Source organism: Psychrilyobacter sp. (genome assembly GCF_049671765.1).
In the GTDB taxonomy this organism is placed as follows: Bacteria; Fusobacteriota; Fusobacteriia; order Fusobacteriales; family Fusobacteriaceae; genus Psychrilyobacter.
This window is the reverse complement of the sequence record NZ_JBATVM010000173.1, coordinates 1-22,744: the sequence shown is the minus strand read 5'-3', so window position 1 is coordinate 22,744 and position 22,744 is coordinate 1. Positions and strand designations below refer to the sequence as shown.

21 protein-coding genes are annotated in these 22,744 nt (G+C 29.9%); 10 read left to right on the top strand and 11 right to left on the bottom strand.

Going from position 1 to position 22,744, the window contains the following annotated elements; genetic code table 11:
• Window positions 1-2: 2 nt before the first annotated feature.
• From WBG30_RS08035 to WBG30_RS08020, 4 genes are all read right to left on the bottom strand, one after another.
• Window positions 3-893, bottom strand: a complete 891-nt coding sequence (locus WBG30_RS08035; RefSeq protein ID WP_424504127.1) for a glycine betaine ABC transporter substrate-binding protein — start codon at window positions 891-893, stop codon at window positions 3-5.
• Window positions 894-959: 66 nt separating this feature from the next.
• Window positions 960-1,607, bottom strand: coding sequence for an ABC transporter permease (locus WBG30_RS08030; protein ID WP_424504126.1), 648 nt, complete (start codon window positions 1,605-1,607; stop codon window positions 960-962).
• Between the two features lie 3 nt (window positions 1,608-1,610).
• Window positions 1,611-2,759 carry an ABC transporter ATP-binding protein gene (locus WBG30_RS08025; RefSeq protein WP_424504125.1) on the bottom strand — a complete coding sequence of 383 codons (1,149 nt, stop codon included), beginning with the start codon at window positions 2,757-2,759 and terminating at the stop codon, window positions 1,611-1,613.
• 189 nt (window positions 2,760-2,948) lie between these two features.
• Complete coding sequence (locus WBG30_RS08020; RefSeq protein WP_424504124.1) at window positions 2,949-3,851, bottom strand: LysR family transcriptional regulator; 903 nt, start codon at window positions 3,849-3,851, stop codon at window positions 2,949-2,951.
• A gap of 149 nt (window positions 3,852-4,000) precedes the next feature.
• Here WBG30_RS08020 and WBG30_RS08015 point away from each other — a divergent pair, with 149 nt between their 5' ends.
• The 5 genes from WBG30_RS08015 to WBG30_RS07995 all read left to right on the top strand — a co-directional run bounded on the left by WBG30_RS08015 (window position 4,001) and on the right by WBG30_RS07995 (window position 8,209).
• Window positions 4,001-4,942: a DMT family transporter gene (locus WBG30_RS08015; RefSeq protein WP_424504123.1), complete on the top strand. Its 942-nt coding sequence runs from the start codon at window positions 4,001-4,003 to the stop codon at window positions 4,940-4,942.
• Between the two features lie 118 nt (window positions 4,943-5,060).
• On the top strand, window positions 5,061-5,750 hold the full coding sequence (locus tag WBG30_RS08010; RefSeq protein WP_424504122.1) for a DUF554 domain-containing protein: 690 nt from the start codon (window positions 5,061-5,063) through the stop codon (window positions 5,748-5,750).
• A 242-nt stretch (window positions 5,751-5,992) separates the two neighbouring features.
• A complete protein-coding gene (gene brnQ, locus WBG30_RS08005) occupies window positions 5,993-7,270 on the top strand; it encodes a branched-chain amino acid transport system II carrier protein (protein ID WP_424504121.1) in 1,278 nt (425 codons plus the stop codon).
• A gap of 100 nt (window positions 7,271-7,370) precedes the next feature.
• Window positions 7,371-7,931, top strand: a complete 561-nt coding sequence (locus WBG30_RS08000) for an NUDIX hydrolase (RefSeq protein ID WP_424504120.1) — start codon at window positions 7,371-7,373, stop codon at window positions 7,929-7,931.
• A gap of 23 nt (window positions 7,932-7,954) precedes the next feature.
• Window positions 7,955-8,209 carry a hypothetical protein gene (locus WBG30_RS07995; protein ID WP_424504119.1) on the top strand — a complete coding sequence of 85 codons (255 nt, stop codon included), beginning with the start codon at window positions 7,955-7,957 and terminating at the stop codon, window positions 8,207-8,209.
• Window positions 8,210-8,266: 57 nt separating this feature from the next.
• On the opposite strand, the gene WBG30_RS07990 is transcribed toward WBG30_RS07995, so the two are convergent.
• Entirely contained in the window at window positions 8,267-8,698 is a 432-nt protein-coding gene (locus tag WBG30_RS07990; RefSeq protein WP_424504118.1) for a MarR family winged helix-turn-helix transcriptional regulator, read from the bottom strand.
• Window positions 8,699-8,892: 194 nt separating this feature from the next.
• Between WBG30_RS07990 and WBG30_RS07985 the strand changes: the two genes are divergently transcribed.
• The 3 genes from WBG30_RS07985 (at window position 8,893) to ctlX (ending at window position 13,316) form a co-directional block, all read left to right on the top strand.
• On the top strand, window positions 8,893-10,608 hold the full coding sequence (locus WBG30_RS07985) for a flavocytochrome c (protein ID WP_424504117.1): 1,716 nt from the start codon (window positions 8,893-8,895) through the stop codon (window positions 10,606-10,608).
• Window positions 10,609-10,969: 361 nt separating this feature from the next.
• Entirely contained in the window at window positions 10,970-12,205 is a 1,236-nt protein-coding gene (sstT, locus tag WBG30_RS07980) for a serine/threonine transporter SstT (protein WP_424504116.1), read from the top strand.
• A 142-nt stretch (window positions 12,206-12,347) separates the two neighbouring features.
• The gene (ctlX, locus tag WBG30_RS07975; RefSeq protein ID WP_424504115.1) at window positions 12,348-13,316 is read left to right on the top strand and encodes a citrulline utilization hydrolase CtlX; all 969 of its coding nucleotides are present in this window, start codon (window positions 12,348-12,350) and stop codon (window positions 13,314-13,316) included.
• Between the two features lie 54 nt (window positions 13,317-13,370).
• Here the strand turns inward: ctlX and WBG30_RS07970 are convergent, their stop codons facing one another.
• Window positions 13,371-13,931, bottom strand: a complete 561-nt coding sequence (locus WBG30_RS07970) for a manganese efflux pump MntP family protein (protein ID WP_424504114.1) — start codon at window positions 13,929-13,931, stop codon at window positions 13,371-13,373.
• A 187-nt stretch (window positions 13,932-14,118) separates the two neighbouring features.
• Here WBG30_RS07970 and WBG30_RS07965 point away from each other — a divergent pair, with 187 nt between their 5' ends.
• Complete coding sequence (locus WBG30_RS07965; RefSeq protein WP_424504113.1) at window positions 14,119-14,520, top strand: DUF2914 domain-containing protein; 402 nt, start codon at window positions 14,119-14,121, stop codon at window positions 14,518-14,520.
• Between the two features lie 122 nt (window positions 14,521-14,642).
• On the opposite strand, the gene WBG30_RS07960 is transcribed toward WBG30_RS07965, so the two are convergent.
• Genes WBG30_RS07960 through WBG30_RS07945 form a run of 4 tightly spaced genes read right to left on the bottom strand, consistent with a single transcriptional unit; the run spans window position 14,643 to window position 20,146 of the window.
• The gene (locus tag WBG30_RS07960) at window positions 14,643-16,001 is read right to left on the bottom strand and encodes a DUF1302 family protein (RefSeq protein WP_424504112.1); all 1,359 of its coding nucleotides are present in this window, start codon (window positions 15,999-16,001) and stop codon (window positions 14,643-14,645) included.
• Window positions 16,002-16,047: 46 nt separating this feature from the next.
• Window positions 16,048-16,872, bottom strand: a complete 825-nt coding sequence (locus tag WBG30_RS07955) for an outer membrane lipoprotein-sorting protein (RefSeq protein WP_424504111.1) — start codon at window positions 16,870-16,872, stop codon at window positions 16,048-16,050.
• On the bottom strand, window positions 16,862-19,555 hold the full coding sequence (locus WBG30_RS07950) for an efflux RND transporter permease subunit (protein WP_424504110.1): 2,694 nt from the start codon (window positions 19,553-19,555) through the stop codon (window positions 16,862-16,864). The genes WBG30_RS07955 and WBG30_RS07950 overlap by 11 nt, the downstream gene beginning before the upstream one ends.
• A gap of 9 nt (window positions 19,556-19,564) precedes the next feature.
• A complete protein-coding gene (locus WBG30_RS07945) occupies window positions 19,565-20,146 on the bottom strand; it encodes a TetR/AcrR family transcriptional regulator (protein ID WP_424504109.1) in 582 nt (193 codons plus the stop codon).
• Between the two features lie 286 nt (window positions 20,147-20,432).
• Here WBG30_RS07945 and WBG30_RS07940 point away from each other — a divergent pair, with 286 nt between their 5' ends.
• On the top strand, window positions 20,433-22,490 hold the full coding sequence (locus tag WBG30_RS07940) for a transglycosylase domain-containing protein (protein WP_424504108.1): 2,058 nt from the start codon (window positions 20,433-20,435) through the stop codon (window positions 22,488-22,490).
• Window positions 22,491-22,556: 66 nt separating this feature from the next.
• On the opposite strand, the gene WBG30_RS07935 is transcribed toward WBG30_RS07940, so the two are convergent.
• Window positions 22,557-22,744, bottom strand: a 188-nt coding sequence (locus tag WBG30_RS07935; protein WP_424504107.1) for a PqqD family peptide modification chaperone, incomplete at its 5' end; no start/stop codon positions are given.

Sequence of the window (22,744 nt, the reverse complement as noted above, 5' to 3'; positions counted from 1 at the left end):
ACTTATAAAAGTCCTTTTTCCTTAAGAAATTCTTCTGCAACAATTTTTGTAGGAACTCCTTCTTCGTCAGCTCTATAGTTCATCTGTTGCATCTCTGACTCACTGATTTGACCCGAAAGTTTCCCTAAAGCTTCTACTACATCAGGATGAGTCGCTGCAAATTCACCATTTAAAAGTGGCGCCACATAGTATGGTGGAAAGAAGTTTTTGTCATCTTCTAATATAACAAGATTATATGTGATAAGTTTCCCGTCTGTAGAAAAAGCATCGCAAACATCTATCTTACCACCTTTTATAGCAGTATAACGAAGTCCTCCGTCAAGACCTTTTTCCTCTTTAAATTCCATTCCTGGATAGGCCTTCTTAAGACCTAACATTCCGTCTTCTCTTTCAAGAAACTCCATAGTCGCTCCGATTACCAATTTATCTGAAACCTTTGCTATATCTGAAAATGTTTTTAGATTATATTTCTCAGCAGTTTCAGCTCTTACTGCAAAAGTATATGTGTTATTATAAGCTAAAGGACCTAAATAGTCCAGATTATTCTCTGCTTTAAGTCTATCTTTTACAAGTTTATGAACTTCATCAGGGTTTTTCAATCCACTTTCATTTAAAAGAGCTGAATATGCTGTTCCAGAAAATTCAGGATAAAGATTTATATCTCCACTTTTTAGGGCTTCAAATGCAATCTTTGTTCCTCCTAATTCTTTTACATCAGTCTTATAGTCAGTGTAATTCTCAATCATAACTGCAAATAATTGTCCTAGTACTCTTTGCTCTGTATAGTTTTTATGACCGATCTTAATTGTTTCTACCTCTGCTTCTTTTTTCCCACATGCGGCAAATACCATAATTGTCATAATAAGTACCATATTTCTAAATAACTTATTCATTTTTTAATCCTCCTATTAGTTTCTATAATTAATTCAAATGTTCTTAATTTATAGCTTTAAAATTTATTAACTTTCCTTCAATCCTTGAGGAGTTAATTTTTTTTCCACAAGACCTAGAATAAAGTCAACTGATAATGCTAAAAGAGCTGTTGGTATCGCTCCTGCTAAGATCAAATTATTATTACCCATGGATATTCCCTTAAAGATAAAGTCCCCTAGTCCTCCAGCTCCTATAAGAGCTGCTATTGTTGCAGTACCAATATTAATTACTGTAGAGATTCTGATCCCACCCATGATAATAGGTAGAGCTAAAGGTATTTCAACCATTGTCAGTATCTGGGTCTTAGTCATTCCCATTCCTCTTCCAGCTTCAATTATTGAAGGGTCTATACTGTTTATTCCTATACATGTATTTTTAATAATAGGTAACAACGCGTATAAAAATAAAACAAATATTGCAGGTTTGAAACCTATTCCCATAATTGGAATTATAAGTCCAAACAGAGCCAAACTTGGCAAAGTCTGAAATATATTTGCAGTATTTAGTATAACATTGGCTACCTTCTTGTTTTTAGTTATATATATTCCTAAAGGTACACCTACAAGAATCGCAAGAAAAACCGCAACTCCTGTTATCTTCATGTGTTCTCCTGTTAGTTTAATAATTTCTGGACCTCTATACTCTAAAAATTTTAAAAAACCTACTTTATTCATATCTTAAAGTTCCCCTCCTTCTATACTTGGAGATATTTCTGTAATTATATTAAGAAGACTTATTGGAGTAATTGCTCCAACTAGTAATTTATCTTTATTTACTATTGGTATAGATCTGAAGTTTATTCTTGACATTATATTCAGAACTTCTACCATATTAGTATTTTCATCTATAATAAAATCCTCGCTAGATGCCATTATGTCTTTCATCTTAATACCATGACCGCTATTTTTCATTATCATATTTCTTGTAACTACCCCTACAGGTTTTTGTTTCTTCTCTCCCTCTCTGTCCACTACGATAAGGGTATTTGTCTCTCTTTCTTTCATTATTTCTATGGCTCTTGCCGAACTTCCTTTAACCCCTATTTTACCGAACTTCTTCTTCATTATATCCTTTGCTAACAGCATTTCAGGAGTTTTCCACATTCTGTCCTTTCCAAAGAAATATTCTACAAAATCATTCGCCGGATTTTTTAGTATCTCTTCTGGCGTATCATACTGAATAACTTCTCCGTCTTTAATTACGGCTATTTTATCCGCTAGCTTTAGAGCTTCATCCATATCATGAGTAACAAAAACTATTGTTTTTCCTAATTCCTCTTGAAGATTTGTCATTTCATCCTGAAGTTTTTCTCTTGTTATAGGATCTAAAGCACTGAATGGTTCATCCATGAGTATTATCTCTGGGTTTACAGCCAAGGCTCTTGCTATCCCTATTCTTTGCTGTTGACCTCCACTTAGTTCACTTGGATATCTATAATAAAAATCTTCTGCAGGGAGATCCATAAGCTCTAGTAATTCAAAAGCCCTTGCTTTTTTCTCATCCTTTGACCACTTTTTAAGAGTAGGAACAAGTTCTATGTTTTCACCGATTGTCATATGCGGAAACAATCCAACCTTTTGAATAACATAACCTATATTTCTTCTCAGTTCCATAAGATCCTGACCTTTTACATTTTCTCCATCTATAAATATTTCACCCTTTGTTGGTTTTTCTAAAAGATTAATCATTTTCATAGTTGTAGTTTTACCACATCCACTTTCTCCTATGAGAACAACAAATTCTCCTTTTTCAATCTTTAGATTAAGATTCTTAACAACTTTATTTTTACCATCAAAACTTTTGGTAACATTTTTTAATTCTATCACAATTCTTTCCCCACCTTTTTATATGACGTTTTTCAATTTAATTGTAACACATAATTTGAATTTTAGAAAACTTTAAATTGAAAAATGTAATTCAAAATTCATAAAAATGATTTTGAATTTAAAATTTAAATAGGGATATAATAAAACCTTACTTCCCAATAAACACCATAAATGAAAAAAACACCCATCTTAACAGGTGTCTTTTTCATTCATTTTTTCAACTAAATCAAGAAGTGCTTTTAATCCTGGGAAAATATACTTATCTTTATGGTACAAAACTTGAGTTGCTATCTTTAAATTTATATCTGCAATTGGAAGCTTTATCAATTCTTTTGAATCGAGGTCCTTCTTTACTGTAGTTTCTGGAAGACATGCTATACCAGAACCACTTTTTATAAAAGTTTTTATTGCTTCGACACTTTCAAATTCAAATTGTGACTTATAAGATATTTGTTGTTGTTTTAAATAGTCCTCAAATATAGCTCTATATTTACTTCCTTTTTGAGTCAAAACTAAAGTTTGATTTTTAAGTTCCTCTAAACTTAGTTCTGAAAATTTAGCTAGTGGATGAAGAGGACTTGCTACCACCATAAGTTTTTCCTCATATAATAATTTAGTAACTAAGTTAGCATAGTTAATTTCATCGTCTAAAACAAATGCGACGTCAATAATATTATTATTAAGCCATATAGGAAAATCGTAACAATTCCCTATTTTTAGCTTGAGCTCTATATTAGGGTACAACTCACAAAATTCTTTAAAAAGATTAGGTAATTTATAAAAACATAAAGTTTCAGTCATTGCAATAGTTAATTGCCCTTTAATTTCATCATTTTCAGAATGGGTGAGCGCCATAAGGGCTTCATCACACATATAAAGTATTTTTTTAGAATATATAACTAAAATTTTTCCATCTGAAGTTAGCTTTATTTTATTTCCTATTCGCTCGAATAATATTGTATTTAAATTTATTTCAAGTTTTTTTATTTGCTCAGAAATACTAGATTGAGAATAATGCAGTACTTCAGCGGCAGCAGAAAAACTTAAAGTTTGTACTACTGTAATAAAAGTTTTTAATAGTTTTATTTCCATAAAAAGTCCTCCTAATGTTAGTATCAAAAAAAGTGATAACTGTTATCACTTTTTCCCATTTGTGATTATTATACACTTTATGTTAATATAAAAGCAATCAGAACTCTTTTTACACCTTTGAAGTTCAAATCAATTAGGAGATGGTACAATTGAAAAATACAAGAACATATCTTTGGGTTCTATTAACAGTAACTCTTTGGGGAACATCTTTTGCATTTAGTAAGATAGGTATGACCAACCTCAGCCCTGTCCACTTCTTATTTTTAAGGATACTATTCTCTAGTATTATTTTTGCTCTCAGCTTAATAATAATTCCAAAATCAAAAAAAATAATTTCATTAAAAGATCTTTATAACTTAGTTTTCTTAAGTTTCATTGGGATTAGTGGATATTTTATTGTTCAATATTCTGCTTTAAAATATACTACTACCATAAATGCGTCTTTATTTATAGCAATCTCTCCAATTTTTGTAGCACTATATATGCATTTTTCAAAGAATGAATCTATCAATAAGATACAAGGTTCTGGAATATTATTAAGTTTTTTAGGAGTTTGCCTTATCATTACAAATGGTAAAATAAATGGTTTATTTTCTGGAACTTCAATAATTGGTGATGGTTTAATGCTTATAAATGCTGTAATGTTAGCTATATTTACTATTAACACAAAAGATCTTTTAAAAAAATATGACCCCTTCGTTATAATTGCTTATATGAATATCAGTGCATTAATCACTTTAATCCCCATCACTTTTACAAATAACTTTATTTCTAAAACATCTTTATTTAACGTGATTGATGGGATTCAAGTAAATACATATTTATCAGCTTTATATTTAGCTATGTTTTGTACAGTAATTGGTTATTATGGATGGTATAGAGGTATTAAGGAATTAGGAGCTTCTAGAACTTCTGTTTTTAATTATCTTAACCCTTTAGTTGCAACGATCACTTCTAATCTATTGTTTCACGAAGAAATGACCACGTATACTTTTTTAGGTTCTTTTCTTGCTATATTAGGACTTATTGTAAATAACAAATTTAAAAGTAATCCTCTTAAAAAGAGTAAACCTAAAACTATGAATTTCTAAATATAAATCTGAGAGAAAACCTTGGTTTATTTTTTTACTCAATCTCTTATTGAGACCTCCTTTACAAAAGCCCATAGAACTGCTAAAATACTTCAAATCAAATTTTGGAGGCTATAAAATGATATTAAGTGGTGTAATCGTAAATTCTGTTGCAGTGGGATTTGGATCTTTATTAGGAGTTTTTTTTAGAGACAAGTTTAATAAAAAAATAATTGATACTGTCATGAGTGGTATGGGACTGTGTGTGCTATATATTGGAATCTCAGGATCCCTAAAAGGACAAAATATATTAGTAGCAATAGCCTCCATAGCTTTAGGTGGGATTATCGGTGAATTAATCGATATAGATGATAGACTCAGAAAATTTGGACTATCTCTAGAAAATAAATTCAAGTCAAATACAGACAAAAAAGAGTCCTTAGTCGAAGGATTTCTAAATGCTACCATGGTAATTTGTGTAGGAGCAATGGCTATAGTAGGTTCACTTCAAAGTGGACTTTCAGGCAACCATGAAATATTATATGCAAAAGCTTTTATTGATCTCTTTGTAGTCCTTGCCATGTCAGCTACTATGGGAATAGGTGTATTTTTCTCAGCATTTTTGATCTTATTCTATGAGGGTGCCATAGTTTTATTTGCAGGAATTCTTTCACCTTTTCTATCTACCATTGTAATCGATGAAATAACATGTGTAGGATCACTTGTAATTATAGCAATCGGGTTTAATATTTTAGAAATAACAAAGATAAAAGTAGCAAACCTAAGTCTGGCTCCATTTATTCCTATATTTATATATTTATTTATATGATGTTATAGAAAAATAAAGTTATTATAACAGTTAATTAGCAGATAGAGCCTTCTATCCGCTTTTTTTATTTCCTATAGATCTCATTCTCCCCCATAATATTTAATTTAAAAAAATCTCCACATAAAAGTGAATAAGAGCATAATTTTAATATACTTTTTATTTATTTTATGATAAACTAATAAAATCGTTAAAAATAAACACAACACTACATAAATATAGTATTACTTAAGGAGGAAACTACGATGAAAAAAAAAAATGATGTATTTATATTTGGATTAGCAATATTTGCTATGTTTTTTGGAGCTGGAAACCTTATTTTCCCACCAGAGATAGGAGTCGTAACCGGTAAAGAGTGGCTCATGTCTTCAGCTGGATTTTTTATTACAGGAATTTGTCTTCCAGTAGGAGGTTTAATAGCTTTCAGTAGAGTCGGAAGTACCGATAACTTTGCAAACAAAGTATCTAAAAATTTTAACACAATTTACTTTTCACTTTTAATACTTGCTATAGGTCCTATGTTAGCTATTCCAAGAACTGCTGCTACTGCCTATGAAATGGGTATCGTTCCAAATTTTGGAGATATCAACCCCTTAATAGTATCAATTGTATATTTCATAATTGTATATACATTGGTAATAAAGCCATCTCAATTACTCAATAATATTGGAAAATATATGACTCCTATTATCCTAATTATTCTTTCAATGGTGATAGTTAAGGGAATATTTTCGGGTTTTGGAATCCCTGGAGAAAAAACTATAATTCAAAATTCTTTTTCCTATGGTTTCTTCGGTGGATACCAAACAATGGATGCAATAGCTTCTGTTATATTTGGCTCTGTAATCGTAGAGAGTTTAAAAGGAAATGGGTATACAGATGATAGAGAACAAAGTTCTATGATTATAAAATCTGGTATCATTGCAGCTATAGGATTAGCATTGGTATATGGAGGCCTACTATATCTAGGTGCCATGGCAAATGGAAATAATTTAAACCTTAGTAAAGCTGAACTTGTTATGTATCTTGCTAAAAATTCTTTAGGATCATTTGGTGTAATGGCTTTTGGAATATGTGCAATAGTAGCATGTCTTACAACATCTATAGCTTTAGTAGCTACAGTGGCTAATTTCTTTGCTACCAAAACAAAGTTTTCCTACCAAAATATAACAATAGCAACCTGTGTTGTCTCTAGTATTTTAGGTGCCACTGGATTAGGATTTATAATCGATATAGCAGTTCCAATACTTATCATTTTATATCCTGTAACTATTATCCTTATAATTTTAAATGTTTTTAAAATAAAAAACACCAGAGTTTTTAAAGTTAGTGTTAGTATTGGACTAGTTTTTAGTATCTTTGAGGTTCTAGCTGGCTTTCATATTTCACCTTTATTAACAGATATATTTAATTCTTTACCAATGGCTTCAGAAGGTTTTGCGTGGTTAGCTCCAACATTAATTGGATCAATCGCAGCAGCCCTAATAAGTAATGAATCTAAAGCAGTAGTTAAAACTAATTAATAACAAAGAGGAATTAGGCAATTGTCTAATTCCTTTTTTTATTGAAAAATTATATGCTATAATATCTATTAATAACTATATAAAGGAGAGAACTTTAGAGATGAATATTCTAGACCAAATAAAAAAATATGAACCATATAATGAACAAGAAAAATATGATAAATTAGGAATATTAAACTATTTAGAAAAATATGAAAATATTTTTACCAGAGACAATAAAATAGCACATATGACAGCATCTGCATGGGTTATAAATAAAGATAAAGATAAAGTAGTCATGATATATCATAATATCTATAACTCATGGTCTTGGATGGGAGGTCATGCTGATGGAGAAGAAGATCTCTTCGCTGTAGCTATAAAGGAAGTCCAGGAGGAGAGTGGTCTCAATGAGGTTATACCTATATCAAAAAAAATATTTTCTCTTGAAATACTCACAGTTGATGGACACATAAAAAAAGGAAAATACGTATCTTCTCATCTACATTTAAATGTAACATACTTATTTGAAGCCGATGAAAAAGAAATTTTAACTATAAAAGAAGATGAAAATAGCGGAGTAGAGTGGTTTGGATTAGATGAATCTATAGAGAAATCTACAGAACTATGGTTTAAAGAAAGAATCTATACAAAACTCAATAAGAAATTAAAGGAGTTATAAAAAGATAATATTGGAGGTCTAAAATGACAAAATTTAAAGAAGAGAAACTTATAACCCGTATCTGTGAGGTCTGTGGAGTGAAATTTACAACATCTGATATCAATGAATATTATTGTTGTGAAGGGTGTCGTATTCAGGCTAATAAGGAAAAGTCTATGAAAAAACCTTCTAATAGTATTATAGGAAAGTTAAAGATGCATTCTTGTCAAAGCTGTGGTAAAAAATTTATGTCTATCAATGTAGACGAAAGATATTGCAGCGACTGTGAGAAAACTTAAAATACCCTAGATTATAACAAAATTAATATTTTAAAGACTAAAAAAATTAGAAAAAATTTAGTCTTTAAAATTTTTTCTAATTTTTAACAATAACTTCATCAAAACTTCTTTTTCTTCCTCTGTAAAACCAGAATAAGTTTTTTCCAAAAGCTCAGTACTAACCTCTTTAAATGTCTCCCTAAAAATCCAACCTTTTTCTGTCAGGGTAACCTCTATTACTCTGGCATCTCTTTCACTTTTTTGACGGCTTATATAGCCTAATTTTTCTAATTTTTTTACCATATCAGTAACTGTAGATTTTCTTTTCCCTATAAATTTAGCTATTTCATTCATTGTCATTACACCATCATTATCATACATTGCAGATAAAATAGTCCCATGACTATTGATAAGTCCAGAAACTTCTTTTTTCTTTAACTCTCCATTTATAAACTGAGCACTCTTCTCTCTGATATTTGATATTATTCCAATAACTATATCTGTTCTCATAGGCATCTCCTAAAAATTATTATTTATATATATATAATAACCTAAATATTAAATTAAGTACAGGATCTCAAGTGATTAATCACATAAAAAATGATTGACTTATTTTACTTATTAGGATACTATATTTAACATAGTACGATATCGTACTATGTTAAATAAGTATCTAAAATAATTTAATTTAAGGGGTAAATAATATGAAAATATATAAAAATGGTTCATTTAAAGGTGTTGGTATTGGGTATGGAGGAGAGATAGAAGCTTTAATAATAGTTGTTCAAGGTAAAATTAAAAGTATTGAATTTTTATCACATAATGAAACACCGGTAATATCAGAACCTGCTTTTAACCATGTTCCTTCTAATATAATAGAGAAAAACACTATAATGGTTCCTAATGTAAAAGGATGTTCTATGAGTTCACGTGGTATAAGGGAAGCTGTTATGAACGCTCTTATTCTATCTGGAGAAAACAAGGAAGAATTGCTCAAGGAGTTTAAAAATTCTGAAAATTTAGATAAAATTGTGGTAAGTAAAAATAAATTAAAATTCAAACCTGTTGAAAATTTTGATATAGTTATCATTGGTGGAGGTGGAGCTGGTCTTAGTGCTGCAATCTCTGCATCAAACTTAGGAGCTAAGGTTGTTCTCCTAGAAAAAATGGCCGCTGTTGGTGGAAATACATTAGTATCTATGGGTGGAATAAATATTCCTGGAAGTGATGCTCAACAATCTAAAAAAATAGAAGATAGTCCTGAACTTTACTATAATGATGCTCTTGTTGGTGGAGATGGTGAAAACAATAAAAAATTATTTAAAATTTTATCTGAAAATGCTTTAGACACTTACAAATGGCTCAAAGAAGAAATCGGAGTAGAGTTTAAAAAAGATGAACTTATCCATTTTGGTGGACATACTGTTCCAAGAGCAGCAGTGTTTAAAGGTAAATATGCTGTAGAATTAATCTCTAAATTAAGAAAAAAAGCTGAAAACCTAGGTGTAGATATAAGAACTGGAGTAGAAGCCAAAGAAATAATCACAAAAGATGAGAAAGTCGTCGGTATTAAAGCTCTTACTGAAGGAAAAACAGTAGAATTTTTTGGTAGTAAAGGAGTGATATTTGCTACCGGAGGATTCTCTGGAAATATAGAGATGAGAAAAAAATATAATCCTGAGTTAGATGAAAGATATAAAACAACTAATCAAAGCGGAATAACTGGAGATGGTCATCTAATGTGTGAAAAATTAGGAGTAGATTTTGTCCATATGTCATATATACAAACTTTCCCTATTGCTAACCCTATAACTGGTGCATTGTCCCATGTAGGTGGTTCTAGATTTGATGGTGCAATCTTAGTCAATAAATCAGGGAAAAGGTTTGTAGAGGAATTAGAAAGAAGAGATGTAGTTTCTCAAGCTATCTTGGCTCAAGAAGGTGGAATAGGATACCTAGTATGGGCTCAAGAAGTAGAGGCCATTGCAAATAGAACGACTGATAATAAAGCAGAAGTAAATAGTTTAATAAGATCTGATCTATTTATAGAAGGTGATATAGAGGAATGTAGTCAAAAAATGGATATAAATTTAGCTACATTAAAGGTTACTCTAAATATATATAATTCTAATGTAGAAAATGGAAAAGATCAAGAATTTGATCGAAGAGGAAACCTTATAAATATAGAAAAAGGTCCTTTCTATGTCCAAACTGTAGCACCTGCAGTTCACCACACTATGGGTGGAATAAAAATAAATAGTAATAACGAGGTTTTAGATGTCAAAGGTAATATTATAAAAGGCCTTTATGCTGCTGGAGAAATTGTAGGTGGTATTCACGGAACAAATAGATTAGGAGGAAATGCAATAACTGATATTTTAGTTTTTGGGAAGAGAACTGGAGAAAAAATCATGGAATAATTTTATAACATTTTAAGAGCTAAGCCTTAGGTTTAGCTCTTTTTTAAGTTACATATTTCACTTTAATGAAAAAAATGAAAAAATCATGAAAAAATAATTTTATAACAGTGGCACTAAAATAGTACTTTTAAAGTTTAAGTGGTATTTTCTGATCATAAAAACACTGAAAACGAGTTTTTTGTGTTTTTACAGTACTAAAAAACCTTTTTTATTACGTTTTAACTTTAAAATAAAATGAAAGTATGGTATTATATTAGCAAATAGAAAAGCATCCTACAGATTAACATTTCAAAACAAATTTAAGGAAATCAATTAACTGATTAGGATGCACACATAAATAAATTTATAAGGTGGTAAAAATATGTTTAGTAAGTGGAATCAATTAAGTTTAGTAAAAAGAATCGTTATCGGTTTAATCGCCGGTATTCTATTATCAATTGCTGCACCAGAGGCTGCTGCACCAGTTTCATTATTAGGATCATTATTCGTAGGAGCTCTAAAAGCTGTAGCACCTATCTTAGTATTCTTTTTAGTAATGTCAGCAGTATCACAACATAAACCTGGTCAAAAAACAAATATGAAATCAGTTATCAGTCTTTACCTTATCGGGACATTCTTAGCCGGTGTAGTTGCAGTTGTAGGAAGTTTCATATTCCCAGTAACTATCGCTTTAGGGAAAGGAGTAGAAAATGTAACTCCTCCAAGTGGTGTAAGTGAAGTATTAAAAACATTATTAATGAACGTTGTAGACAATCCAATAAATGCATTATCAAATGCTAACTATATCGGAATCTTAGTTTGGGCATTATTATTAGGAGTAGCATTAAAGCATGCACCAGCTTCTACTAAAACAATGATCACAGACTTCTCAAATGCATTATCTCAAGTTGTTAGATGGGTTATTCACTTAGCACCATTTGGTATTATGGGATTAGTATTTAGTTCAATCGCAACTAGTGGATTAAGTTCACTATTACAGTATGGTAAATTATTAGGATTATTATTAGGAGCTATGGCATTTATGGCATTAGTAGTTAATCCAACTATCGCATTTGTTATGATGAGACAAAACCCTTATCCATTAGTATTTAGATGTTTAAAGCAAAGTGGACTTACAGCTTTTTTTACTAGAAGTTCAGCTGCTAACATCCCAGTAAATATGGAGTTATGTGAAGAATTAGGATTAGATAAAGACATGTATTCTGTATCTATCCCTTTAGGAGCTACAATAAACATGGCAGGAGCAGCTATCACAATATCTGTATTAACTCTTGCGGCAGTACATACATTAGGTATCCAAGTAGACTTCGGAACTGCTCTTATCTTAAGTATCTTATCAGCAGTTAGTGCTTGTGGAGCATCTGGTGTAGCAGGTGGATCATTACTTCTTATCCCATTAGCTTGTAGCTTATTCGGTATCCCAAATGAAGTAGCTATGCAAGTAGTTGGAGTAGGATTCGTAATCGGAGTAATTCAAGATTCAGTAGAAACTGGTCTTAACTCTTCAACAGACGCATTATTTACAGCTGTAGCTGAATTTGCTGAATGGAGAAAAGTAGGAAAGAAAATTGTTATCAATAAAGAAGCTAACTTATAAAAATTAGTTAAAACTCCTCAGAAAATTTTGAGGAGTTTTTTTATTTTTTCCCTAAATACAATTATAGTACTTGACTATCACTAGATTTATGAAGTATTAAAATAGTAGCGATATATAATATTTTATAAAAGGAGATATTAAAATGAATAACAATTTTTCTCAGATCACAGGTACTATTCTCATGATTCGACCTATAAAATTTCACTATAACTCTCAGACTGCAATCAACAATTACTATCAAACCCTTCCCTGGGGAATAAATAACTCTTCTATCCAAAAAAAAGCACTAAAAGAATTTAATAATTTCGTAAAAGATTTAAAAAATATTGATATCGAAGTTTTAGTTGTAGAAGACACCATAGATCCTCCTACACCTGACTCCATCTTTCCAAATAACTGGATATCTTTTCATAATGACGGAAGGATCGCTCTATATCCGATGTTTGCAAAAAACAGGAGACTTGAAAGGAGGATGGATATTCTAGATAAATTAAGGGAAAAAAACTTTAAAATCAATGATATTATCGATTATTCAAAATTTGAGGAAAAAGATATCTTTCTTGAAGGTACAGGTAGTATGATCTTAGACAGGGTAGAAAAAAAAGTTTATTGTGCTCTTTCTCCTAGAGCAGATCTTACTCTTCTAAATAAATTTTGTAGTGATTTTCAATATACACCTATTTCATTCAATGCTTATCAATGGTCAAATAAAAAGAGATTACCAATCTATCATACCAACGTTTTAATGGCCATAGGAGAAGATTTTGCCATCCTTTGTTCTAGCTCTATTGATAATATAGAAGAAAAAAATAAAGTTATCTCAGAATTGAAATCCGATGGGAAGATAATTATAGATATTACAGAGGAACAGGTAGAACATTTTGCTGGAAACGCTCTTCAAGTAAAAAATTCTAAAGGAGATAAATATCTTATTTTATCTAAAACAGCTAAAGATATCTTATCAAAAGATCAAATACTATCCATAGAAAAAACTTCTAAAATATTAAGTGTAGACATAGATACCATTCAAAAATATGGAGGAGGAAGTGTCAGGTGTATGATGGCAGAAATTTTTCTTCCTAGATCTAAAAAAAATTCAAAAAAAAGATGAGTTAAACATTTACTTAACTCATCTTTTTTCTACTATTGATATTTAAAAAAATAATTATGTCAGATGCTGTATTAATATATTAATACCCATCCCTATAAGAATTATTCCGCCCATATATTCCGCCTTAGCTCCTAATAATTGTCCCACTTTATTTCCAAGATAAACTCCTACAGAAGATAAAATAAAAGTAACTATTCCTATTACAGCTATGGAAAAATATATATTTAATCCAGGTAGTAATGAAAATGAAAATCCTACTGCCAGTGCATCGATACTGGTAGCTATCCCCAAAACTATAATATTGGTATCTTTCTCACAATTCCCGTGGATATCACATTTCCCAAATTCTCTAGCATCTATTATCATCTTGATACCTATAAAAGCAAGGAGTCCAAAAGCTATCCAATGATCAAATTTAGAAATTTTATCGTAAAATAATCCTCCTACTGCCCAACCTAATAATGGCATAACTCCTTGAAATACTCCAAAAACCAATGCTACTTTAAGGATCGACTTAACACATAATTTTCTGAGTGATATCCCTTCAGTAAGAGATACAGCAAATGCATCCATGGCCAACCCTATCGATATAAAAAAAAGTGATGTAAAGTTCATATTGTCCTCCTAAATTTATGTTTATTTTAGTATTATACTAGAAAATTACTTCTCTGTCTCCTAAATAAATTTTATATAAATACTTGTAAAAATTCACATTAAAAGATAAAATACTAATTAAGATATAATCTATAAATTATATTTAATTAAAATTTATATAATCACTATTTTAAAAGGGGGAAAAATTATGAAAAAATTACTTATAAGTATACTAATTATCCTTGGGTCTTTTACAGCCTATGGAAAAATCAATGGGGAAAAATCTATTTCTCTAACTAGAGCAATTTTAACTAATGAAATTGCAGAAAAAGAACCTGTAAAAATTATGGATACCTTTAAGCTGTATTCCCAAGGGTACTTTTATACAGAATTTAGAGATATCGGAGAAGAAAAAATTCTCTATCACAACTGGTATCTTCTAGAAGAAAATGGAGAAAAAACATTAATGGCTAGTGTCCCATTAAAAATATCAGGACCTAGATGGAGAACTTGGTCTAGAAAAAACTTATTTTTATCTGGAAAATGGAGTGTAGAAGCGGTGGATGAAAGCGGCAAAGTTCTTTTTCAAAAAGAATTTAACGTAGAATAATCCCTAAATAAATGCATCTCTTTCTATCCTTAATACAGAAAAACCCTGTAAATTTAATCACTCTTTTATAGAGTTTATTTACAGGGTTTTTTATTAAATTTATAAAGTCATATCCTTTGATTTTAAAAATTATATTCTAATCCTAAATAAATATAATCATTGTCTCTATACTGACCTATCTCTGTTGTTTCTTTTCCATCATAAATATTGTATCCCAAAGTAATATAAAGGTTATCTTCATAAATATACTCTATTTCTGGCATAATAGCATAATCTTTTCCTTCTACATTCCATATAAATTTAACAGAAGGCTTTATAGTATCACTTCTAAATTTATCCTGTAATTTAACAATAATCGTATTTTTAATATAATCCCCATTTTCGTCATAATCAGTGTCCAAAGGATTATCTTCTACACTTGATTTATCCAAAAGAAAAATAGTTTTTACTTGCATATTAAAGTTCATATTGTGCAGCCCAAACTCTCCTAAATCTCTATCTCCACCTATCAATGTTCCTATCCTATCATTTTTTACATTAGCTTCATTTCCAGATCTATCAGATGTCATATAGTAGGCTGTTTCAAACCTTCCGTTGATCCCTCCAATAGTAACTTTAGATGCTTCTATTCCAAATACATCTAGTCTATCATAGTGAACATCTAATTTCCCATTCATTATATCCCCAATTGCTGTAGGGTCTCCTAACTGTGCTTTATACAAAAGTAATTTATCTATTGTAGGTTGTTTCTCATACCCTCTATAATATGAAAACCCATAATCAAGTCCTGAAGCTGAGTTTGTAAACCTAAATCCAGCTTGATCATTTTTAAATTTATCTATATTAGGCTCAAAGTCTTCCAATGATTTATTTAAAGGAGACAATCCTTTGTTAACAAGTTTTACCGAATATGGTATCCATGGTCCAGATGTCGCAAATTCATCTGGTGTAAATTCTGGAGTATATACAAATTCAAATTTTGCCTCACTATTTATACTAGGAGCATAGATAAGCCTTATCATATTTTCACCTATAAGATCGTCTCTATACTCACCATTTATAAAATCTCTATAATCAGTTCCATTTATATTATTTACTAGATGTACCTTATCTCCTTTCCCCCAAATCAACTTTTCTTTTCCCAATTCAACTTGGAATTTTTCATTCAAATAAATTCTAGTAAAAAGCTCCTCCACTACGGGATATTTTTCATATTTATCCATATTAAAGTCACCTATAATATCAAAATATGATGTTTCAAATTCTGTTTGTAATGTTATAAATGGTAGACTATCATTGGTTCCATCGCTAAAATTTATCCTTCCTTCATAACCTACTTTTCCATTTACTTCAAAATTTATCTCTGTTTTTTCCTCTGAGGTTTCTGAAAAGTCATCAAAATCATCAAATTCACTAAACTCATCAGACATTGCAATAAAACTCAGTAATATTCCCATAAAGAACATTATATATTTTCTCATATAAAACTCCTTTCTTTTATTGTATAGAAAACTTCTATACAATTATTTATTTTGCTCTTCCTGTTTTAATAAATGATTGTGTAAATCTCTTAGGATTCATCTTCCCATTATATCTAAGTAAATATTTACCATCTTTTTTAGCTACATCTAAAAGTGTTTTATGACCAGTTTCTAAATTTTCCATAGTTGTACTAAATACTGACCAAATTCCTTGAACTTTCTCTAGTTTCCCTTGAACAGTCAGTCTTTTTTGTATTTCATTAGTTTTTTTAGAATATAATTCTGCTTTTAGCGGAATATAACTTTCCTTCGCTACCCAAGTTATTCTCTTAGCATATTGTGAATCATCTTTTTCTACTGGAACAGATTCTACTACATAACAATCATATTCCCCATACTTTTCCTCTTTTAATAACTTATGTGTATCCTCAAAAACTTCTCTTGTTTCCATATCTCCATATGTAAAATCAGATCCTACAAATGATGATGTTTTATCTGAAGATGATATTCTTCTAACTCTTCCAAGAGCTGGTAGGTAGATCCATTTATCGTCATCTCTTCCTATCTCATTTTCCACCTGTAAAAATCTTGTTTTAGCAATTGAAGCAGGAGATTTAAACTCCATTACTACTTTAGAAAGATCTTTTTCTATATCATATTTATATCCCCAAGTCATAAGTCTTCTATCCGATTCCACTTTTCCACTTTTTGAAACCAATTTCATCTCCATAGCTGCCATAACTGTCTTCCCTGTATCTCTATCCCTAGCTAATTGTGAAACTTCTGTTCCGGTAATGGCAAAACTTGGGATAGTCATTAGTATCCCTAGACCTAACATCATAATTTTTTTATTCAATTTACTATTTTTCATTATTATTCCTCCCCTTTTTTGAAACAAATTTTGGTTTAAACAAATTTAATAATATAGGCAGTAAAATCATAGATCCCATAGATGATGTTATCATGGTAATACAAACTAATAGTCCTAAGTTCTTTATAGGATTAAAATTTGAGAAGATTAGTACTGCAAACCCTAGTGCTACTGAAATTGCATTAAATATAATTGCTTTTCCTGAACTATTTAACGTCTTCTTCGTTACAATCTCTAAATCCGATGTGAGGATTCTTTCATAATGGTATGTTGTTAGGAAATGAATTGTATAATCGACTCCTATACCAATGGCAATTGACGCCACCATGGCAGTTCCTATATCTAATTTTATTCCTGTGAATCCCATCAATCCAAAGTTTATAAACAGAGAGATAATTAATGGAATAATTCCATATATCCCTGCTATAATAGATTTAAATGAATACGCTACTATAATAAATACTATTATAAGAGATGTTATTATACTTATAATTTGACTAGAAACAATCAAATTATTTACAGCTAAACTCATATCTCCTGCTCCTGATACTGTCACTGTATAACCTTCTGGAAAATTTTCATCTGCATAACGATGAATTTCATCCTTTAAACCTGATATAAATATATTACTAGCAGATTTTAATTGAAATAACATCCTTGTAGACTTTGGTTCTAATCTATCATCTGCAAATGAATCTAATTCACCTGAATACAATAAAAGATATTGGGATACCAAGTTCTTTAATTCTACTCTTGTCTCTGCTGGGTATTTAGCTGGATCATAGGGAACTTCATTATATGCTTCTCCCTGGTAGTTTGTTGCTCTATTCATTACTGTTATTAATTCTTCTGCTGTTAAATTTACTTTTTTAGCATCTAATAGAGCTGCATTTAATATAGTTAGTAGATCTGATTCACTTATTTTTTCCCTACTAGGAGTAGATTTTACTTTACTTTTATTTTCTAAATCAACAGATTCTGTCTGTACTACATTATCAAATGGATCTTCTCCAAACCCATCATCATCAAAACTTTCTTCTTCAAAATCATCATCACCAAAGCTATCATCAAAATTGTCATCAAAACCATCAGACATAACGCCATCTTCTATTTGTGCAACGTCTGTTTCTTCTACTATAGGATTAATTTCCTCTGGATAATTCATTACTTTATTCATTCTCTTTATAAAATCTGAAAAACTTATTACCTGTCCTACATATTTATGATTCGATACAAAATGCTCTTTCATGTTATCCATTGCCTTTAATATCTCTGGATCTGTAAGATCTCCTTTTTCTTTTCCTTCTATTACTACATTTATAAAGTTACTTCCATTAAAGTTATCATTTAAATATTCATCTGCTTGTCTAACTGGAGTTCCTTGTTTGAAAAATTCTACAAGAACACTATCTATTACAACCTTGGATGTTCCGTATATAGATAGTACCATTATTATTGTTGTGAGTAATATTACACTTGATTTTTTTCTAGTAAAAAAATGATATAGATGCATAAGTAACTTGGTCATAAACGTTTCTTCTTCGCTATTTTCTGTATTTACTTTTGGTTTCTTTAGTAATAAAATAGACGGAATAAGTGTCACTGCTACAATCAAAGCTCCAAAAACTCCCAGAGCTGTAAATAATCCAAAATTCTTTATAGGCATTATTTTACTGGTTGCTAAAGACCCAAATCCTGCAATAGTTGTAAGTCCTGCTAAGAAAACTGCTGTTCCTACCTTTTGTACATTATGAAGAACGATTTCTTTATGCTCCTCATCTGTCAATTCTTTTCCTGCTGATTTAACATCGTCATAATAATGAGATATTATATGAATTCCATATGCACTTCCTACAGCTATTAGAAGTACAGGAATTATAGTCGAAACCATAGTAAGTGGTATTCCTAATCCTGCCATGAGTCCTATAGACCAAATAGTACTAATCACTACTGTTAAAAGTGGGAGAATAACTCCACCTATAGTTTTAAATGATATATATAGAGAGGCTATTACTATCAGAATTACAAATGGAATCAATTTTTTCATATCCGCTTGCATACTTTCACCCATCAAAGTGTTTAAAACTGGTTGTCCAGCTAGATAAAAACTCATATTTTTATCATCAGAATAAGTTCTTACTTCTTTTCTAATCTCCTGAAATAATTTTTCTTGCTCTATAGCTGTTGCTTTATCTTCTAATTGAACAAGGATAGTTGTAGATTTAAAATCATCTGTATAAAGAGACCTTGAATACATAGATTTCCATGATAAAAGTTTATGCTTTATTTTATCTAAATCTTCTTTTGTTTGTGGAAGATCACGGACAATAGCCTCAACTTCCATCCCTTCTGATGTTCCTTCAATAAAATCTGTATTTGTAAGAGATTTAACTTCATCTACATTTGCAAGATCTTCAATTTTTTTTGTCAATTTATCTATAAAAGCTATATTTTTAGTTGTAAATATATTTTCTGAATTAAATTTAACTGCTAATAGTATTGCATCTGAACTACCAAAAGTTTCTGTGGCTTTATCATCATTTAACCTAGATATATGAGATTTTGGCAAAAATATTTTAACATCATTATCAATTACTATCTTTGGCATTTGTACTGCAAATAGTAGTGTAATTATTCCTATAATTAGAATAATTAATTTTGGATGGTCGTATAATTTTTTCATATATTCCTCCTATAATTTTTGTATCATTTTACCAATATAACTTATTGAAAATAAGATTTTTTCTTTATTTATTTTTTCTATATTTAGTATATCTCTTTCTGAAGATGCTTTAATTACACCCCATATACAATCTACAAATATTAATTTTTCTGCATCTGTATATTTATAATTAGTCCATTCTAGTATTTTCCCTAAAGCTTTAGTTAATTTTATCGTATGCACTTTTATTATTTCACAGACCTCTTCTTTCTCTATTTCTGAAAAAGCTTTTAAATATAATTTATAAAAATCTTTTCCTGTTTCTAAAACATCACATATATTATCTATTAGCAATTTTAAGTTATCTTGAAATTCATTTTCTGGTTCTATATTTTTAAATGCTTTCTCCAAAAAACTATCTAGAAAGTGCTTAACTATTGATGCAAATATTGCATCTTTATTTTTAAAATATCTATATAATGTCCCTTCAGCCATATTTGCTTTTTTAGCTATTTCTAATGTTTTCATCCCTTGATAATTTTTAGTTCGTAGAAGTTCAATTGCTGCTAAAACTATTAATTCTTTTTTATCTTGTTTTTTATTACTCGGCATATAGCCCCCTTTGTATAATAAAATAGAGCTGTATAGGCACTATTCCTAGTTTATTAAATGTTTAACCTAAAAAAATGAGTGAACACTCATTTATATTTAATAATAGATCTTTTTTTTAGATATGTCAAGAGGAAAAAATTCTTTTCATACATAATGATAATATTTTATACGTAAAATCTTTTTTTGACTTCTTTTCCTTGTGTCCTCTAAATGTTGACAAATATCTTTTTATATTTATGATATAATATATCAAATAAAATCTAATAAAAAGAGGAATGATTATTCAATGAACTATAATAAAATTAATATCTTTTTTAAAAAGCAGAGAAAAAATATGCTTATTGCCATCTTGGGATTAATATTATGTCTTATAGCATTGACTACTATTACATATTTTAGTGTCAAAGGAAAAATTAGCTCCTACACGGTTTCAGAACCAATTATAATCTACGATAAGGATGAAAATATTATAGATTATTTATCCAAACAAAAAGGTGAAAATGCAGATATCAAGGAGATCCCTAGTTACCTTCAAAAAGCTTTTATAACTATAGAAGATAGAAGATTTTATTCTCATCATGGAGTAGATATATGGCGTCTTGGAAAAGCTGTTCTAGTAAATTTTTCTAAAGGAAGGATAGCGCAAGGTGGAAGTACTATCTCTCAGCAGCTAGCTAAAAACGTATTTTTATCCAATGAGCGTACATTTACTCGTAAATTTAAAGAACTTATTATCACACTGGAAATTGAAAGAGTTTATTCTAAAGATGAGATCTTAGAAAAATATATGAATGAGATCTATTTTGGTTCTGGCTCTTATGGTGTTAGAGAAGCTGCAAAAGATATATTTAATAAAGATATTTCAAAAATAAATCTAGCTGAAAGTGCTATGCTAGCAGGAATTCCCAATAGACCTAATATGTATAATCCTAGAAAAAATCTAGAAGCTGCCATGAAAAGAACCCGTCTAATTTTAAAACTTATGTTAAAACAAAATTATATCTCTCTAGACAAGTATGATGAAGCTATAAATCATAAATTCATCTTAGAATCAAACTACAAAAAAACTTTTTTTCCCGATAAAAATATAACGGTTATTGTAAAAGACGGCAGAAAAAAAAGAGAATCTACAAAAGCACCTGATTTTATGGATATAGTCGAAGAAAAAGTTGTAAACTTAGTTGATCCAATCATATTTTCTCGAGGTGGTTTCAAAGTATATACTACTTTAGACAATGAAATGCAAAAAATTGCAAAGGATACCTTTGAAAATTATTCAAAATTTAAATCTAATAAAAAACTCCAAGGTGCTATGATAACTTTAGATGCTAGAACAGGAGAAGTTAGAAGTATTGTAGGAGGAAAAGATTATAGATCTGGTAACTTTAATCGTGGTATAGATGCTAAAAGACAAATTGGATCTACCTTTAAACCATTTATATATTATACAGCCCTAAAAAAAGGATATACCATGAACCAAATTATAGATGCTTCTAATACCAAATACGGTAATTGGGCTCCTCGAAACTATAGTAATGCTAAATATAAAAATATAACCTTGGTTCAATCCTTGGAAAAATCAGTCAATACAGTGGCTGTAAAACTACTAAATGATGTAGGAATAAATGATGTTATAGATAATTTTAATCAAACAGGAGTAGAATTAGAATTCACAAAAGATCTTACAATAGCTCTAGGTTCTACCAGTGCTAGCCCACTGGAATTAGCTACTTCTTACCTTCCATTTGCTAATGGTGGAATTGCACATAAAAATTCTTTTATTACTAGAATTGAGGATACAGATGGAAATATTATCTATGAAAACGAGGAGTTAGAAGGCATAAAAATTTATAATTCCATAGATACCTCTCTTATGACTTATATGCTTGAAAAAGTAGTAGAATATGGGTCTGGAAGAGGTGCAAAACTGCACTCCCGTCTGGGATTTGATGTAGATCAAGGTGGAAAAACAGGAACATCTAATGATTTTAGATCTGCTTGGTATGCTGGATTTACTCCTGATTATGTCACTGTAGTATATATGGGCTATGATGATAATACTCCTATGCCAAAGAATTCTTCTGGTGGTCGTATGGCGGTTCCTCTATGGAAAAACTATTATCAAACAATGATCGACAATAATATATACAAGCCTACTTCATTTGATTTTATAAATGAAAATATCAAGAACGGAGAATTAGTTAGTAGAAATATTGATATTCGAAGTGGAGAAATAAAAAGAGTTTCTAAAGAGTTCAAAAGAGAAGTATTATTTAAAAAAGGACAGGTTCCTGATACAATTACTGAAAAAATATTTAAAGGGATCAAAAGCTGGTTTAATTAAAAAGAACTCCTCCAAAATTATAATTTGGAGGAGTTCTTTTCCTTTACTATTATGCTTTTAACAAATTTATTTAAAAGTAATAATTTTTTTATTTTTTAATAACCTTATAAACATAAACACTCTCTCTTGCATAGATTCATAACGATCATTCTCTTTCTCTAAAAGGATATTGATAATATCATAAATACTATTTTCTCCATTGATATTTTCCCAAACAACACTCCCAAGACCGTCTAATTCCAAAGTACTAGTAC